The following is a 15,320-nucleotide window of genomic DNA, read 5'->3' as shown; positions in this document are numbered from 1 at the left end:
AGAAATTGATGGACCCAGCATTTTCCTGATCGGCCTATTGGTTCTGGTCATTCTGGTGTTTTTCGCCGGGGTCAAAACCGTACCCCAAGGCTACAACTATACCATCGAACGGTTCGGCAAGTACCGCAAGACGCTGTTACCGGGCCTGAATTTCATTATCCCGTTCATTGACAAGGTCGGCCACAAGCTGAACATGATGGAACAGGTTCTCGACGTTCCCTCGCAGGAAGTCATCACGCGGGACAATGCCACCGTGACGGCGGATGGCGTGACGTTCTATCAGGTGCTCGATGCGGCGCGGGCCGCGTATGAGGTGCTGGGACTTCAAAATGCGATCCTGAATTTGACGATGACCAATATCCGTTCGGTGATGGGATCCATGGATCTTGATTCCCTCCTGTCAAACCGTGACGAAATCAATGCAAAAATCCTGAGGGTTGTCGATGCTGCTGCCGAACCATGGGGCGTGAAAATCACGCGTATCGAGATTAAGGACATCAATCCGCCACGGGATCTGGTCGACGCCATGGCGCGCCAGATGAAGGCAGAGCGCGACAAACGGGCGTCCATTCTGGAAGCGGAAGGCAAGCGACAGTCTGAAATTCTGAAGGCGGAAGGTGAGAAGCAATCACTTATCCTGGAGGCAGAGGGGCGTCGCGAATCCGCTTTCCGGGATGCGGAAGCGCGCGAAAGGGAAGCTGAAGCGGAAGCGAAGGCTACCCAAATGGTCAGCGCGGCGATTGCCTCCGGTGATGTTCAGGCGATCAACTATTTCGTTGCGAACAAATATGTCGAAGCCTTCCAGGCGCTCGCGACGTCGAGAAACCAGAAGACACTGATCCTGCCCATGGAGGCGACCGCTCTTCTGGGATCCCTGAGTGGTATCGGTGAAATTGCCAAGGAGGCATTCGGCGACCATTCGAAGGAAAACCAGACATCGTCGCGCATCCCGAATACCGGTTCGTCTGAGGGAGGCAATCCGTGAGCCTGATTGAAAGCGCTGTTGATGCTCTCGGGCCCTGGAGCTGGTTTGTTCTCGGTCTGGTGCTTCTGGGGCTGGAAATAGCCGCTCCGGGGACCATTTTTCTGTGGTTCGGTCTGTCGGCACTTGTCGTCGGTGTCATTGCGCTGGTCTTTGACCCGAGCTGGCAAATCCTCGTCAGCATTTTCCTGGTTCTGTCGATTGTGAGCCTGCTGATAGGCAGGCGCATGATGATCAGGCTTGCCTCGGAAAAAGGGGACCCCGGACTAAACCAACGCGGCAGTCGTTATGTCGGGCGCGAATTCACGTTGGAAAAACCCTTGAGTGAGGGCGCAGGAAACCTGTCGATCGACGACACCATCTGGCGGATCACAGGGCCGGATCTTCCCGCGGGCACAAAGGTGCGTGTCGAATCCATCGACGGGGTCCGGCTGGTCGTTTCCCAGGTGGAGTAGGAGCCGTCCGGTCAAATTTGAAAAGTGTTCTGGCAAGAACAACTTTGCAAGGCCGGGATTGGTTTGCAGACATCCAGCGCGGCATGGTCTCGGGTCAGTTTGAGTGACCCTAGACGGTGTCAGAGCTTGTGGCCCGGCGGAACCGGCGGTTCCTCGGCCTTAAGCAGAATGCCGATGCGCCTGTTTGCGGCCAGATAGGGGTCGTTCGGAAAGAGCGGTTCGGTGTCTGCCTTGCCGATGACTGCGAAGAACTGGTCTTCCGGAACACCGTATTCCGCCAGGATCTGGCGGGCAATGTTTGCGCGCTCGCTCGAAAGGTCCCAACCGGTGTAACCGGGGTTTGACGTTTGCTGACCGGCGGTGGTGTGACCGGTGATCTCGACGCGATTTGGCATCTGCGCAAGCACGGGTGCCATTTTGGCGATCAGCCGGCGGGTGGTCTCATAAGGATATTTCGAACCTTCGCGGAACATGGACCGGCCATCCTGGTCGACCAGCATGATGTTCAGGCCGTCCTCGGTTTCTTCGAGAATGATGTTGCTGGAAATTTCTGTAATTTCAGGCATCTCCTGCCATGCCTGGCGCAGGGATGCTGCGGCCGTCGCGAATTGCCGGGGTTTTTCGATCTCTGCTTCCAGCGTATCGTGAGTATTCGCCTCCGGTCCCTGTTTGCGCCGTTTTTCATGGCGCTCCTGGGAGAAATCTGAATCGTTTTCCTGTTCGACCTGGCTGATGTCTTTCATGTAGTCGCGGATCGGGATGCCCTCGACTTCGATGATACCCGTGCGGCGGGAGGTTTCCTTGACACCGAAAGCCTCTCGCATGGACCCTGCCACGACCTGCAGCTTTTCCTTGTCCTGAATTGAAAACGAGATGATCAGAACGAAGAAACAGACGAGCAGTGACATCAGGTCGGCAAAGGTAACCAGCCAGTCGGGAGCGCCGCCGCCGCCTTGCTGTTTTTTCTTTGCCATCGGCTCTCGTCCGTTCGAATGCTTGTGTTACGCCGCTTCAGCCATATCTGCCCGGGCTTTTTCAGGCAGATAGGCGACCAGCATTTCCTTGATGAGCGCAGGGCTCTTGGATTCGCGAATCTGGCAGACACCGTCGATTATCAGCGTCTGGTTGACTTCATCGACGTCGAACTTGGCATCGAGCTTGTCCACCAGCGGCAGGCAGATGATGTTGGAAATGAGCGCGCCGTAGAGCGTTGTCAGGAGTGCGACCGCCATGGAAGGACCGATTGCGGCAGGGTCATCCATGTTCGCCAGCATCTGCACCAGACCGACAAGCGTTCCGATCATGCCGAATGCCGGCGCAGAGTCGCCGAGAGCCTTCATTACGCGCTTGCCTTCCGACAACCGCGACAACTGAAGATCACGCTCCCGTTCCATCGCTTCCTTGATGAACTCCAGTTCGTAGCCGTCAGCAATGTATTGAACGCCTTTGGCAAGAACCGGATCGGACACGTCCACGTTTTCCAGGCCGAGCGGACCGGACTTGCGAACGATCTCGCCAAGATTGGTGATCTCCGTGATCAGATCGCGAGGGCTGGGGCCTTTGCCGGAAAGGGCAACCTTGAACCCGGTTACGAAAGCGGCGGCGATGTTGGACAGCTGAAACCGGATCAGGGTTGCGGCAAGACCGCCACCGATCACGATCAACATCGAAGGAATGTCGACGAACTGTGTGAAGCTCCCGCCCAGAAAGATAGCGGTTATCACAATGCCAAACGCACCAACAATACCGATTAGGGTCGCCAGATCCATTCTGTTCACACACCAAGGTCTTTGGCATCAAGCCAGTGAAACGTGTGAGCAGTCTAAGGTCGGTATGGCTAATCAAATCCTAATGCAGGGCGACAAGGGACGTTGAAATTCAACTTTTTTTGGCTGTTGACGCAGTTTTGACAGGATGTCGGCGTGCCAGCCTGCGGATCAGGCGGCTCCGATGCGCAGCAGGTCATGCAGATGCACTATGCCGACCGGCCGTCCGTCTTCAATCACGAAGACCGACGTGATCGACAGGCTGTTCACCAATTCCAGAATGGATGCCGACAGCGTATCCGGCTGAACAGTCTTCGGCTCGCGTGTCATGATTTCGCCGGCGGTCTTTTCAAGGAGGTTTGCGGAGACGTGACGACGCAAGTCACCATCGGTAATGATGCCGATCAGCTGGTTCAGTTCGTCCGTTACGCCCAGGACACCGAACCCGCTGCGGGTCATCAGCACGATGCCTTCACTCATGGATGTTGAGGCGGACACGATCGGTATCCGTTCGCCGGAATGCATGATGTCGCGGGCGGTTTTCAGGCTTGCGCCAAGGCGGCCGCCGGGATGCAACACACGAAAATCCTGAGCCGTGAAACCCCGGCCTTCCAGAAGGGCGACGGCCAGCGCATCTCCGATTGCAAGCTGAATGAGCGCAGACGTCGTCGGCGCAAGCCCGTGCGGACAGGCCTCTGCCACACTCGGGAGTTTCAAAACGATGTCCGCAGCCCTGCCAAGCGAACTGTCGTCGCGCGACGTGATCGCAACCAGCGGGACCTTGAACCGACGTGTGTAAGTGACGATGCTGGCAAGTTCCTGGGTTTCGCCGGACCAGGACAAGGCGAGGACGACGTCATCTTCGGTGACCATTCCAAGGTCGCCGTGACTTGCTTCGCTTGCGTGGACGAAAAAGGATGGTGTGCCGGTCGACGCAAGGCTTGCGGCAATCTTTGTGCCGATGTGCCCACTCTTGCCGATCCCGGTTACGATCACCCGCCCCTTGCTCTTGCTAATGAGATCGAAGGTCCGTTTGAACGGAACTGCGAGACCGTTCTTCAGCGCCGCCCTGACCGCGCTCAAACCCGCAATTTCAGTTTCGAGAGTCCGTTCTGCTGAAACCAGGCTTTGAATCAGGCTATCTGCATCGACTTCGAAACAGGATTCGAGTGAGGAGTTTGCCATTGGCTCTTTCTTTTTGTCAGGGTCGCATAGGACTAGGACACTCGACTGCCGCGATCAAGAAGCCGTGAATGATTAAATGCATTAGATCGTGCGCTGCGTACCCCTGTCGTTTCGAAATGTGCCAAATCTATGGAAATTGACGATTTTTCAGCAACTGATACGGCATGGCCGCACGTGACTTGTGGAAGACTTGCATCGGCATCTGCAGAGGAATGACGCTGTAACCGAAAACTCTGGCCTGCAAGTGGTTGTTCCGAATGTGCCGGGGGGCGCGTTCCAACCTGTCAATTTGCAAAAAAGGAAACGAAGCGTTAACCAACATTCGTCAGTTTGAACCGGATCACGAATTCGACCGGTCCTGAATTTCAATGCGCCGCATCCTGCACCTGATTGTCTGTTTCGCCGCTCTTCATGCGGTGCCGTCGGTTGCGCAAACCGCGCTCTCCGGCCTTCGCGGGCCTGGTGATCCCATTGCTTCGGAAGGTGCAACGGACCAGGCAGCCGAGGGCGCGACGGTCAACCCGACACAATCGAATGTCTATGCGCTGAGGCGTACGCTCAACAGTGCGGAAGAAGAGACGGGCTCGAGCGGACTTGGTACGAACGGGCAGGTTCTTCCGGTTCGTCCGTTCTCCGACAGGCTCGCGGCGGTCGATCGGTCGGTTCCATTGGCTGACAGCCTGATCGACGACAGCGTGTTTGGCGGCGACACGACCTTCGACGCACCGGACGGAATTCGGCTTGGATCGTTTACCTTTACACCGCAAATCACATTCTCGACCGGTTGGACGGACAACACATCTCAATCCGCATCGGGAACCGCGGGCGGGCTTTACCGAATTTCGCCGGACCTTGGCCTGGTTTCAAACTGGTCGCGGCACCAGTTCGACGCGTCCTTGCGTGGCACCTATACGGGTTATCCGAAGAATTCGGACGACAACGATGGCAATGTCTCTGCTGCCGCCAATCTGCGTCTCGACATAAGTGATGCAACACGGGTGGATACGGGAGCGTCCTATACCTATTCGCGCGAAGAGGACGGAAGTGCTGAATCCACGTCTTCAGGAGCGGATCACGTCCAGACATTTTCCGCCGATTTAGGTGCAACGCGCGCCGTCGGCCTTGTTGCCGCGACAGGCTCTTTCGGTGTCAACCGGAGTGTCTACATGTCCGACGACGACATCGAAAGCGGGCGTGACAATACACTTTATTCGGCAACACTGAGACTGGATGCCGACACGGGAAGCGTTTTCACTCCGTTTGTTGAAGGCTCATTGCTGCTGCGGCGATATGATGAAAGCTGTAGTGACAGCCTGTGCGAGAAACGGGATGCCAACGGCTACCAGCTCCGAGGTGGGCTGGCCATCGCCTCCGGACCGAAACTGGCCGGCAATATCGGTGTCGGTTGGCGGATAGAGGATATAGAGGACGATCGGCTGGATGCCCTTTCAGGCTTTGTCGTTGACGGGTCGCTGGTCTGGTCACCTTCCCGGCTGACGACTGTCACGGCAGGTGTGGGCACGAGTTTCGAGGCAACGGATATTGACACTGCGAGCGGGTCGATCATTTATTCCGGGGACCTGAGGATTGCCCATGGCTTCTCCGACCGGCTGGTCGCGGAAACAGGTGTCGGGTACAGTTACAGGACGTATCAAGGGGTCTCGATCGAAGAAAACACACTGACCGGATTTGGGGGTCTGACCTATGCCTTGACCCAGAACGTGGCGCTGACGGCGGATTACACCCACCGGCGGTTCGACAGTTCGGAAGACGGCAGCGACTACACGGAAAATGCTATTGAGGCAGGTGTTCGTTTCCGGCATTAACGGTACAGTAACCAATAGAAGATCATTCATGGGGCGGGGCAGAAGCGAACACGGACATGGGCATAAGGAGGCCCTGATGCGGAGCTTTGTGCAACAGACTGCAAGCGTGACGGCTTTATTGCCTAAAAGGAAAACCATGAAATCGCGAATCAAGCGGTGGACCGGCAGACTGGTTCTGGCCTGCGGTCTGGCTTTAATCTTTTCACCCGCCCAGGCCGATCCGGGTTTCGACCGGTTTGTTCGTGACTTCTGGCCGAAAGCAAAAGCCGCCGGAATAACCTCCCAGACCTACAATTCCGTTTTTACGGGAATGGAGCCTGACGACGACACGCTGCGGCTGATGAGCAAACAGTCGGAATTTGTGAAGCCGATCTGGGAATACATGGACAGTGCCGTATCTGAAGACAGGGTCGAAAAGGGCCGGAAGCTGCTTCAGGAATATTCGACTGTCCTGCGGCAGATCGAGGCCCGCTATGGCGTCGACCGGGAAGCCGTTCTGGCTATCTGGGGAATGGAAACCAATTATGGCGGCTACATGGGCCGGCACAACGTTATCCAGGCGCTTGCAACGCTTGCCTACGCCGCGCCGCGCCGCAAGAAGTTCTGGAACAAGGAGCTGGTAACAGCACTTGGTATCGTGCAGGCGGGCCATGTCCGCTTTCAGGATATGGAAGGTTCCTGGGCTGGTGCGATGGGACATACCCAGTTCATGCCGTCCAGCTGGAAAGCATATGCTGCAGACTATAATGGCGACAGCCGCCGTGACATCTGGACATCAATCCCGGATGCGCTTGCCTCGACAGCCAACTACCTGAAGAAACACGGATGGCAGACCGGCAAGACCTGGGGCTATGAAGTCAAGCTTCCGGCAAGCTTCAATTACAACCTGGCTGACGGCGACAAGACGCTGACGCTCGGCGAGTGGTCGAAATACGGCATTCGCCGGTCAAACGGCAAAGGGTTTCCAAGGCCGGCTGACAAGGCAATCCTGGTATTGCCGGCCGGTGCAAGTGGGCCGGCGTTTTTGATGCTCAGAAACTTCTACGTGATCAAACGCTACAACAATGCCACCGCATATGCGCTCGCGGTCGGGCATTTGTCGGATCGCCTGATCGGTGGCGGGCCACTGGCCGGCGACTGGTCCAGGGACTATCTCCCGCTTAGCCGCTCCGAAAGAGTGGAATTGCAGAACTATCTGAACCGGCTCGGTTTTTCTGTAGGAGCGGCAGATGGAAGGATTGGTCCGGCAACCCGGCGCGGCATTCGGGCTTATCAGAGTTCACGTGGACTTGTTCCGGACGGTTATCCTTCCGTGGTTCTGCTGACACACCTGAAAAAAAGAGGCTGATGGCAGCACACGCACCACGGGGAGCCCCGCAATGTCTTCCCATTCATGGTGGTTGGTATAAGCTCTGCCTGAATTGAACTGAACAGGAGCTTGCGGTGACGGTCGCGGCTGGAACAGGAATACTGAAGGCAGCGGCAAGGCTGATGGTTCGGTGTGCCCTGATCATTTCCTTCTGCGCAGCCGCCGAGACATTTCCAAACGCAATGGCTCAGCAAGCGACCGACAAGGAAATAGTCGTTGCGCAAAGCGGTCTCCTGCGCGGCTTCAATCCGTTTTCACCGCTGCAAAAACTCTTTGGCAGCAAGGAAAGGCGTCGCGGTCAGCCGCCGCCCCAAACGCAACAAAAACGCCGTACGCCGTCGCGGGCTGCAGGTACCCCTCCGAAAATTGAGATCACGCCGAAGGACCCCAATGCGGGTGTGATCCTGGTTGTCGGGGACAGGATGGCCAGGGGTGTTGCGGACGGGTTGGAGTTCATGTTTGCCGACAAGCCGCAGATCCGCGTGGAAAAGGTTACGGAAGACAAGGCCGGGTTTGCAGGTGACACTCCGCCTGAATGGCCGACAAAAGTTCTCGCCAAGATCCGGGGTGCCGACGTGAAAGCGGTTGTTGTCATGATCGGACGCCAGGACCTGGGCAAGGCGTTTCCAGGCGATCCGCCGATCGAGTTCATGACGCAGGAATGGCTCGACACCTATCGCAAGACGGTCGAAGCGCTGGCACGTGTGGTGCGGCAGGAAAAGAAACCCATCGTCTGGGCAGGACTTCCGCCAACCAACACAGAAAGCGTCAATGCCGAATTCACGCAGCTGAATTCAATCTTCCAGTCAGCGTCCGAGGACAGGCGTGTCCGTTACGTCGATATCTGGGACATCTTTCTGGCCGAAGATGGCAGCTACTCGTCGTTTGGTCCTGACGTCGACGGCAAGAATACACGGCTGCGGACCGGAGACCGGATCGGATTTACCTGGCCCGGGTTCCAGAAGGTTGCCTTTTTCGTGGATCGAGAGCTCTTGCGGCTGCTAGGCGGTTATGGCGGACTTGCATTTGAAGGGGTCGAGGATGATCCCAACTTTATCGTCCTGACCGGACGGACGACCTCACCTGAAGCCTTGCTGCTGGGAGGGGAAGACGACGACGGGGAAAAAGACCGGAAAAGTACCGCCTATCGCTTCTTCGTAAAGGGAGACGCCCTGCCACCGATGCCCGGCCGCGTCGACGATCCGCGGATGGCCGTTGAGGGTACGTCTGTTCTGGACGGGGTAACGGCGAGCGGCTCCTGAGTTGTTCGGCACAGAAAAACCCCTGCGAACGTTGCATGTGCGCAGGGGTTCTGTTGCAGTGTGAATTCGATTATCGCGGCAGATCGGAAGATCCGGTGAGGAATTCGTCAACGGCCCGTGCCGCCTGACGGCCTTCGCGAATTGCCCAAACCACCAGTGACTGACCCTTGCGGACGTCACCCGCCGCGTAGACTTTTTTCATGGTGGTTTTGTAGTCCTCGGTGTTCGCCTTCACGTTCGTGCGGCCGTCCAGTTCAAGTTGGTCGCCAGCCTCCGCGATATAGGTGTCGAGCAGAGGTCCGGAAAATCCGATGGCGGCAAGGACGAGATCGGCGCGCAGGATGAATTCCGTTCCCTCGATCGGGCGGCGCTTTTCGTCGACGCGGGCGCATTTGACGCCCGTCACCACGCCGTCTTCTCCAACGAGCGCAAGCGTTGCTGCGGAAAATTCGCGTTCGGCGCCTTCCGCCTGCGAGGAAGACGTGCGGAACTTGGTCGGCCAATAGGGCCAGACGGTCATCTTGTCTTCCTTGAGCGGTGGAATCGGGCGTATATCGAGCTGAGTGACCGACAGTGCTCCCTGACGAAACGCGGTGCCGACGCAGTCGGACGCCGTGTCGCCGCCGCCAATAACCACGACGTGTTTGCCGCCGGCCCAGATCGGCAATTCATCTGTTTCCGGCTCACCGCCCAGGCGGCGGTTTTGCTGAACCAGGTATTTCATGGCCCAATGGCAACCTTCCAGCTCCATTCCCGTGACGCCGGGATCGCGCGGGCGCTCGGCGCCAGCGCACAGGATGACCGCATCGTGGCGTTCAGCCAGTTCTTCCAGAGCCGTATCGACGCCGACATTGACGCCGTAGTGGAAGGTGACGCCCTCGGCTTCCATCTGCTCGACACGGCGGTCGATATAGTGTTTTTCCATCTTGAAGTCAGGAATGCCGTAGCGCAGAAGGCCACCGGCCTTTGGCTCGCGCTCGTAGACATGGACCGTGTGTCCGGCACGCGCGAGTTGCTGGGCCGCTGCCATTCCGGCCGGGCCGGAGCCGATTATCGCGACCGCCTTGCCGGTTTTCCGGGCGGAGGGCTCCGGTACGATCCAGCCTTCTTCCCAGCCCTTGTCGGCCAGGGCCTGCTCAACGGTTTTGATGTTGACCGGTATGTCTTCCAGATTAAGCGTGCAGGCTTCTTCGCACGGTGCGGGACAGATGCGGCCGGTGAATTCGGGAAAGTTGTTTGTCGAATGCAGATTGCGCAGCGCGATGTCCCAGTCGCCCTGGTAAACCAGATCGTTCCAGTCCGGAATCTGGTTGTTGACCGGACAACCGTCCGGGCCGTGGCAAAACGGGATGCCACAGTCCATGCAACGTGCAGCCTGATTGACGACTTCGCGATCGTTTAGCGGAATTGTGAATTCGCGGAAATGGCGGATACGGTCAGAAGCCGGCTGATACTTCTGCTCCTGACGATCGATTTCCAGAAAACCGGTTACCTTGCCCAAGGCGACCTCCTCAAATTTGTGTCTTTCCAAGGTGGCTGCAATCGGCCGCACCAAGCGACCGAGAGCCAAGCTGTTCTATTGGCGGTTATTCGGCGGCGACCATGCCGAGGCGCTGTTCTTCCATTTCCCGAAGCGCTCGACGGTACTCGACCGGCATGACCTTGACGAATTTCGGCCTGTAGGTTGCCCAATCTTCAAGGATTGCACTCGCTTTTGCCGAGCCGGTCAGCTCCAGATGCTTGGTCAGCATCTGCCGCAGGCGTTCATCGTCGTGACGTGTCATGTCCGAGGACAGATCGACACGCCCCTTGTGTTCGATGTCACCGCCATGGTGGTGGAGTTTTTCCAGAAGATCGTCTTCTTCCGTAACCGGTTCCAGATCGACCATCGCGAGATTGCAGCGCGTTCCGAAACTGCCGTCCTCGTCAAGAACATAGGCGATCCCGCCAGACATGCCGGCCGCGAAGTTCCGTCCGGTCCGGCCGATGACAACGACGACGCCACCGGTCATGTATTCGCAGCCGTGATCTCCGACACCTTCAACAACAGCAATGGCGCCTGAATTGCGGACCGCAAAACGCTCACCGGCCACGCCGCGGAAGTAGCATTCACCTTCCGTTGCCCCGTAGAGAACAGTGTTGCCGACGATGATGGACTCCTCGGCAACGATGCGCGTGTTTTCCGGCGGACGGACGATAAGCCTGCCTCCGGCGAGACCTTTGCCGACATAGTCGTTGGCATCACCTGCCAGATCGATCGTGACGCCGCGGGCGACGAAAGCACCGAATGCCTGGCCCGCCGTTCCCGTCAGGTTGATCTTCAGCGTATCAGGCTTCTTCAATCCCTTGTTGCCATAGCGCTTTGCGATTTCGCCGGACAGCATTGCACCGACTGACCGGTCAACCGAGCTGATCGTCTCATTGACGATGGTTGGTTCCTTGCTGTCGAGAGCCGGTCTGGCTGCCGCGATCAGGCGACGGTCCAGAATGTCAACGATCGGGTGCTCCTGGGTTTGCGTCCAGCGCGTTTCCTCAGGCGATGCCTCCGGCTGGAAGAAGATGCGCGAGAAATCGAGCCCCTTGGCTTTCCAGTGTTCGATGGCGGCGTTCTTGTCGAGGAAATCAGACCGTCCGATCAGATCATCCAGCTTTTCGACGCCGAGCCCGGCCATGATCCCGCGGACTTCTTCAGCGACATAGAAGAAGTAGTTGATGACATGCTCCGGAGTGCCCTTGAACCGCTTGCGCAGGACCGGGTCCTGGGTCGCAATGCCAACCGGGCAGGTGTTGAGATGGCACTTGCGCATCATCAGGCAGCCTGCAGCTATTAACGGCGCGGTGGAGAAACCGAATTCATCAGCCCCGAGCAAGGCTCCGACAATGACGTCGCGGCCGGTGCGCAATCCACCGTCGACCTGAAGCGCGATGCGCGACCGCAGACCATTCAGCACCAGTGTCTGCTGGGTCTCGGCAAGACCGATTTCCCACGGGCTGCCGGCGTGTTTTATGGACGTCAGCGGGGAAGCGCCGGTTCCGCCGTCAAAGCCTGAAATCGTGATGTGGTCGGCGCGGGCCTTGGCGACGCCCGCCGCAACCGTGCCTACACCGACTTCAGACACCAGCTTGACCGATATGTCAGCATCGGGGTTGACGTTTTTCAGGTCATAAATGAGCTGAGCCAGATCCTCGATGGAATAGATGTCGTGGTGCGGTGGAGGCGAGATCAGGCCGACGCCCGGTGTCGAGTGACGAACCTTGGCAATGACCGCATCCACCTTGTGCCCGGGCAGCTGACCGCCTTCACCCGGCTTTGCACCCTGGGCAACCTTGATCTGGATCATGTCGGAGTTGACCAGATACTCAGTGGTTACGCCGAAACGGCCAGAGGCGACCTGCTTGATCGCGGAACGGCGCGGGTTCATCGAACCGTCGGGCAGCGGATTGAAGCGTTCCTGCTCCTCTCCGCCTTCACCGGTATTCGACTTGCCGCCGATCTGGTTCATGGCAATGGCGAGGGTCGTGTGGGCTTCACGGGAAATGGACCCGAAGGACATGGCGCCGGTGACAAAGCGTTTGACGATGTTCTCGGTCGGCTCGACCTGATCGATATCGATCGCAGTGCGGCCGATCTCGTCCGCGTCCTTGATACGGAACAGGCCGCGGATCGCATAGCGGCCGCTCTTGTCGTTCACCTCCTCGGCGAAGGCCCTGTACATGTCTGGCAGTTTTGCGCGAACGGCATGCTGGAGCTGAGCAATGGAGTCCGGTGTCCACATATGGCTTTCGCCCCGGGTCCGGTAGGCGTATTCACCACCGATCTCAAGCGATCGGCGGAGGATAGCAACGTCGCCGAATGCTTCGGAGTGACGCAGAACCGTTTCCTCGGCAACTTCCGCAAGACCAATTCCTTCGATCATGCTCGCTGTGCCGAAGAAGAACTTTTCAATGAACCTGGAGTCGAGGCCGACAGCATCGAAAATCTGTGCACCGCAATAGGACTGATATGTCGATATGCCCATTTTGGACATGACCTTCAGGATGCCCTTGTCAATCGACTTGATGTAGCGCTCGACGACCTCGAACTGATCAACCTCTTCCGGGAAGTCCATTTCCATGTGCATGGAAAGAAGGGTCTCAAATGCGAGATAGGGATTGATTGCTTCTGCACCGAAACCCGCAAGTACGCAGAAATGATGAATTTCGCGCGCTTCGCCCGTCTCGACAACCAGTCCGACGGAGGTTCGCAGCCCCTTGCGAATCAGGTGATGGTGGACCGCGGCTGTTGCGAGCAGCGCAGGGATAGCGATCCTGGACCGGCTTATCAGACGGTCCGACAGGATGATGATGTTGTAACCGTCGCGAACAGCCTTTTCAGCGCGCTTGCACAATTCCTCCAGTGCACCGTCCATGCCGTTGGCACCCTTCTCGGCATTGTAGGTAATGTCGAGGGTCTTGGCGGAAAACTGATTGTCGGCGATGTCGCCGATCGCGCGGATCTTTTCCAGATCCTCGTTGGTCAGGATCGGTTGGCGCACTTCGAGGCGCTTGGAAGAGGACAGCCCCTTCAGGTCGAACAGGTTCGGGCGCGGGCCGATGAAGGACACCAGGCTCATCACCAGTTCCTCGCGGATCGGATCGATCGGCGGGTTGGTGACCTGGGCAAAGTTCTGCTTGAAATAGGTGTAAAGCAGCTTCGACTTGTCGGAGAGCGCGGAAATCGGAGTGTCCGTGCCCATTGAACCGATCGCTTCCTGTCCGACGGTGGCCATCGGTGTCATCAGAAGCTTGATGTCTTCCTGGGTGTAGCCAAAGGCCTGCTGCCGGTCGAGCAGACTTTCGCCGGCAACCGGTGCACGCTGGCGAACGCCCGGAAGGTCTTCCAGAACGATCTGGGTCCGGTGGAGCCAGTCCTTGTAGGGATTGGCCGTCGACAACTCGCGTTTGATCTCGTCGTCGGAGACGATGCGGCCTTCCTCAAGGTCGATGAGCAGCATCTTGCCCGGTTGCAGGCGCCATTTCTGGATCACGCGCTCCTCGTCGACCGGCAGGACGCCGACCTCGGAGGACATGATGACAAAATCATCGTCAGTAACGATATAGCGTGCCGGGCGCAGGCCGTTCCGGTCCAGGGTTGCACCGATCTGCTGTCCGTCGGTGAAAGCAACCGCGGCCGGACCGTCCCATGGCTCCATCAGTGCCGCATGGTATTCATAAAAGGCACGCCGGTTGTCATCCATCAGCGGATTGCCGGCCCAGGCTTCCGGGATCAGCATCATTGCCGCGTGCGCAAGCGAGTATCCACCCATGACGAGAAACTCGAGCGCATTGTCGAAACAGGCGGTATCCGACTGGCCTTCGTAGGAAATCGGCCAGAGCTTGGAAATGTCGTCGCCAAGCAGCGCAGAGGAAACGGACGCCTGTCGGGCCGCCATCCAGTTGACGTTGCCGCGAAGGGTATTGATCTCACCGTTGTGGGCAACCATGCGGTACGGGTGCGACAGGTCCCATGACGGGAAAGTGTTGGTCGAAAAACGCTGATGCACCAGGGCAAGAGCGGATGTGAAGCGTTCGTCTTTCAGGTCCGAATAATAAGCTCCGAGCTGGTAGGCCAGGAACATGCCCTTGTAGACAATGGTACGGCTCGAGAACGACACGATGTAGAAGCCCTTGGAGACAGCGTCGGTCTCGGCACGCACCGTGTTGGAGATAACCTTGCGCAAGACGTAAAGACGGCGCTCGAACGCGTTCTGGTCCTCACTGCGCGTGCGCTTGATGAAAACCTGACGGGACACCGGTTCTGTCGCGGCGATATCTGGCGCCTTGGACAGGGACGAATTGTCGACAGGAACGTCCCGCCAACCGATCAGGTCCTCACCCTCAGCCTTGATAACCCGTTCGACGATTTCTTCACATTTTGCGCGCAGCGCATCGTCCTGTGGCAGAAAAACGAAGCCGACACCGTAATGGCCGAAATCGGGAAGGGGAGTACCGGCCCGCTCCATCTCTTCCGCATAGAAACTGTGGGGGATCTGCACCAGCATGCCGGCACCGTCACCCATCAGGGGATCCGCACCGACTGCACCGCGGTGCGTCAGGTTTTCAAGAACCTGAAGGCCGTCCGCAATGATCTTGTGAGACTTCTCACCCTTCATGTGGGCAACAAAACCGACACCACAGGCATCGTGTTCGCGCGACGGATCGTAGAGCCCTTTGTCGGCGGCCGTGCCCAGTCGTTCGGCAAGTGTCCGGTTAGTGGCGGTTTCCCTGTCCACGTCCCCTGCTCGCATGGCTGTGCTGGTCGTCAGCTCTCGTATCGTCATGTGCGCCCTCACTGTTAACCCCAGTGGTGCCGTGGCTTGAAGCGTCCGGTTTCGTTCGGGTCGCATTCCATCAAGAATGCGGCTCGGCGAACCCTGGCACTCGCGCCCCGGCTCTGTCGTTGTATTACCGCGCCGGTCTACCAAAACAAACCGTC

Annotated in this window: 10 protein-coding genes; 5 read left to right on the top strand and 5 right to left on the bottom strand. The window is 57.9% G+C overall.

Annotation, left to right across the window (positions count from 1 at the left end; all coding sequences use genetic code 11):
* Window positions 1–4 precede the first annotated feature (4 nt).
* Window positions 5–985, top strand: a complete 981-nt coding sequence (locus tag LA5095_RS09000; RefSeq protein WP_208992630.1) for an SPFH domain-containing protein — start codon at window positions 5–7, stop codon at window positions 983–985.
* Complete coding sequence (locus LA5095_RS08995) at window positions 982–1,437, top strand: NfeD family protein (RefSeq protein ID WP_055114010.1); 456 nt, start codon at window positions 982–984, stop codon at window positions 1,435–1,437. The genes LA5095_RS09000 and LA5095_RS08995 overlap by 4 nt, the downstream gene beginning before the upstream one ends.
* A gap of 119 nt (window positions 1,438–1,556) precedes the next feature.
* Here the strand turns inward: LA5095_RS08995 and LA5095_RS08990 are convergent, their stop codons facing one another.
* The 3 genes from LA5095_RS08990 to LA5095_RS08980 all read right to left on the bottom strand — a co-directional run bounded on the left by LA5095_RS08990 (window position 1,557) and on the right by LA5095_RS08980 (window position 4,388).
* On the bottom strand, window positions 1,557–2,411 hold the full coding sequence (locus LA5095_RS08990) for an OmpA/MotB family protein (protein ID WP_055114007.1): 855 nt from the start codon (window positions 2,409–2,411) through the stop codon (window positions 1,557–1,559).
* A 27-nt stretch (window positions 2,412–2,438) separates the two neighbouring features.
* Window positions 2,439–3,206 carry a motility protein A gene (locus tag LA5095_RS08985; protein WP_029066649.1) on the bottom strand — a complete coding sequence of 256 codons (768 nt, stop codon included), beginning with the start codon at window positions 3,204–3,206 and terminating at the stop codon, window positions 2,439–2,441.
* A 168-nt stretch (window positions 3,207–3,374) separates the two neighbouring features.
* Window positions 3,375–4,388 (bottom strand): KpsF/GutQ family sugar-phosphate isomerase, encoded by a 1,014-nt coding sequence (locus LA5095_RS08980; RefSeq protein WP_055114005.1) that lies wholly within the window; start codon window positions 4,386–4,388, stop codon window positions 3,375–3,377.
* 368 nt (window positions 4,389–4,756) lie between these two features.
* Between LA5095_RS08980 and LA5095_RS08970 the strand changes: the two genes are divergently transcribed.
* From LA5095_RS08970 to LA5095_RS08960, 3 genes are all read left to right on the top strand, one after another.
* Window positions 4,757–6,214, top strand: coding sequence for an outer membrane beta-barrel protein (locus LA5095_RS08970; protein WP_055114001.1), 1,458 nt, complete (start codon window positions 4,757–4,759; stop codon window positions 6,212–6,214).
* 136 nt (window positions 6,215–6,350) lie between these two features.
* Window positions 6,351–7,562 (top strand): lytic murein transglycosylase, encoded by a 1,212-nt coding sequence (locus LA5095_RS08965; RefSeq protein WP_055113999.1) that lies wholly within the window; start codon window positions 6,351–6,353, stop codon window positions 7,560–7,562.
* 95 nt (window positions 7,563–7,657) lie between these two features.
* Window positions 7,658–8,845, top strand: a complete 1,188-nt coding sequence (locus LA5095_RS08960; RefSeq protein WP_208992600.1) for an SGNH/GDSL hydrolase family protein — start codon at window positions 7,658–7,660, stop codon at window positions 8,843–8,845.
* A gap of 70 nt (window positions 8,846–8,915) precedes the next feature.
* On the opposite strand, the gene LA5095_RS08955 is transcribed toward LA5095_RS08960, so the two are convergent.
* Together LA5095_RS08955 and gltB are read right to left on the bottom strand one after the other, a co-directional pair.
* Window positions 8,916–10,346: a glutamate synthase subunit beta gene (locus tag LA5095_RS08955; protein ID WP_055114340.1), complete on the bottom strand. Its 1,431-nt coding sequence runs from the start codon at window positions 10,344–10,346 to the stop codon at window positions 8,916–8,918.
* An 85-nt stretch (window positions 10,347–10,431) separates the two neighbouring features.
* Window positions 10,432–15,165: a glutamate synthase large subunit gene (gene gltB, locus LA5095_RS08950; protein WP_055113997.1), complete on the bottom strand. Its 4,734-nt coding sequence runs from the start codon at window positions 15,163–15,165 to the stop codon at window positions 10,432–10,434.
* Between the last annotated feature and the right edge of the window lie 155 nt (window positions 15,166–15,320).

It is taken from the genome of Roseibium album, from assembly GCF_001404515.1.
In the GTDB taxonomy this organism is placed as follows: Bacteria; Pseudomonadota; Alphaproteobacteria; order Rhizobiales; family Stappiaceae; genus Roseibium; species Roseibium album.
Note: the sequence above shows the minus strand (reverse complement) of the source record. Positions and strands in the feature narration are given on the sequence as shown.

Excerpts from the sequence above, each read along its gene's own strand:
- LA5095_RS08990 (WP_055114007.1), bottom strand. The coding sequence starts at position 2,411 with ATGGCAAAGAAAAAACAGCAAGGCGGCGGCGGCGCTCCCGACTGGCTG.
- LA5095_RS08985 (WP_029066649.1), bottom strand. The coding sequence starts at position 3,206 with ATGGATCTGGCGACCCTAATCGGTATTGTTGGTGCGTTTGGCATTGTG.
- LA5095_RS08980 (WP_055114005.1), bottom strand. The coding sequence starts at position 4,388 with ATGGCAAACTCCTCACTCGAATCCTGTTTCGAAGTCGATGCAGATAGC.
- LA5095_RS08970 (WP_055114001.1), top strand. The coding sequence starts at position 4,757 with ATGCGCCGCATCCTGCACCTGATTGTCTGTTTCGCCGCTCTTCATGCG.
- LA5095_RS08965 (WP_055113999.1), top strand. The coding sequence starts at position 6,351 with ATGAAATCGCGAATCAAGCGGTGGACCGGCAGACTGGTTCTGGCCTGC.
- gltB (WP_055113997.1), bottom strand. The coding sequence starts at position 15,165 with ATGACGATACGAGAGCTGACGACCAGCACAGCCATGCGAGCAGGGGAC.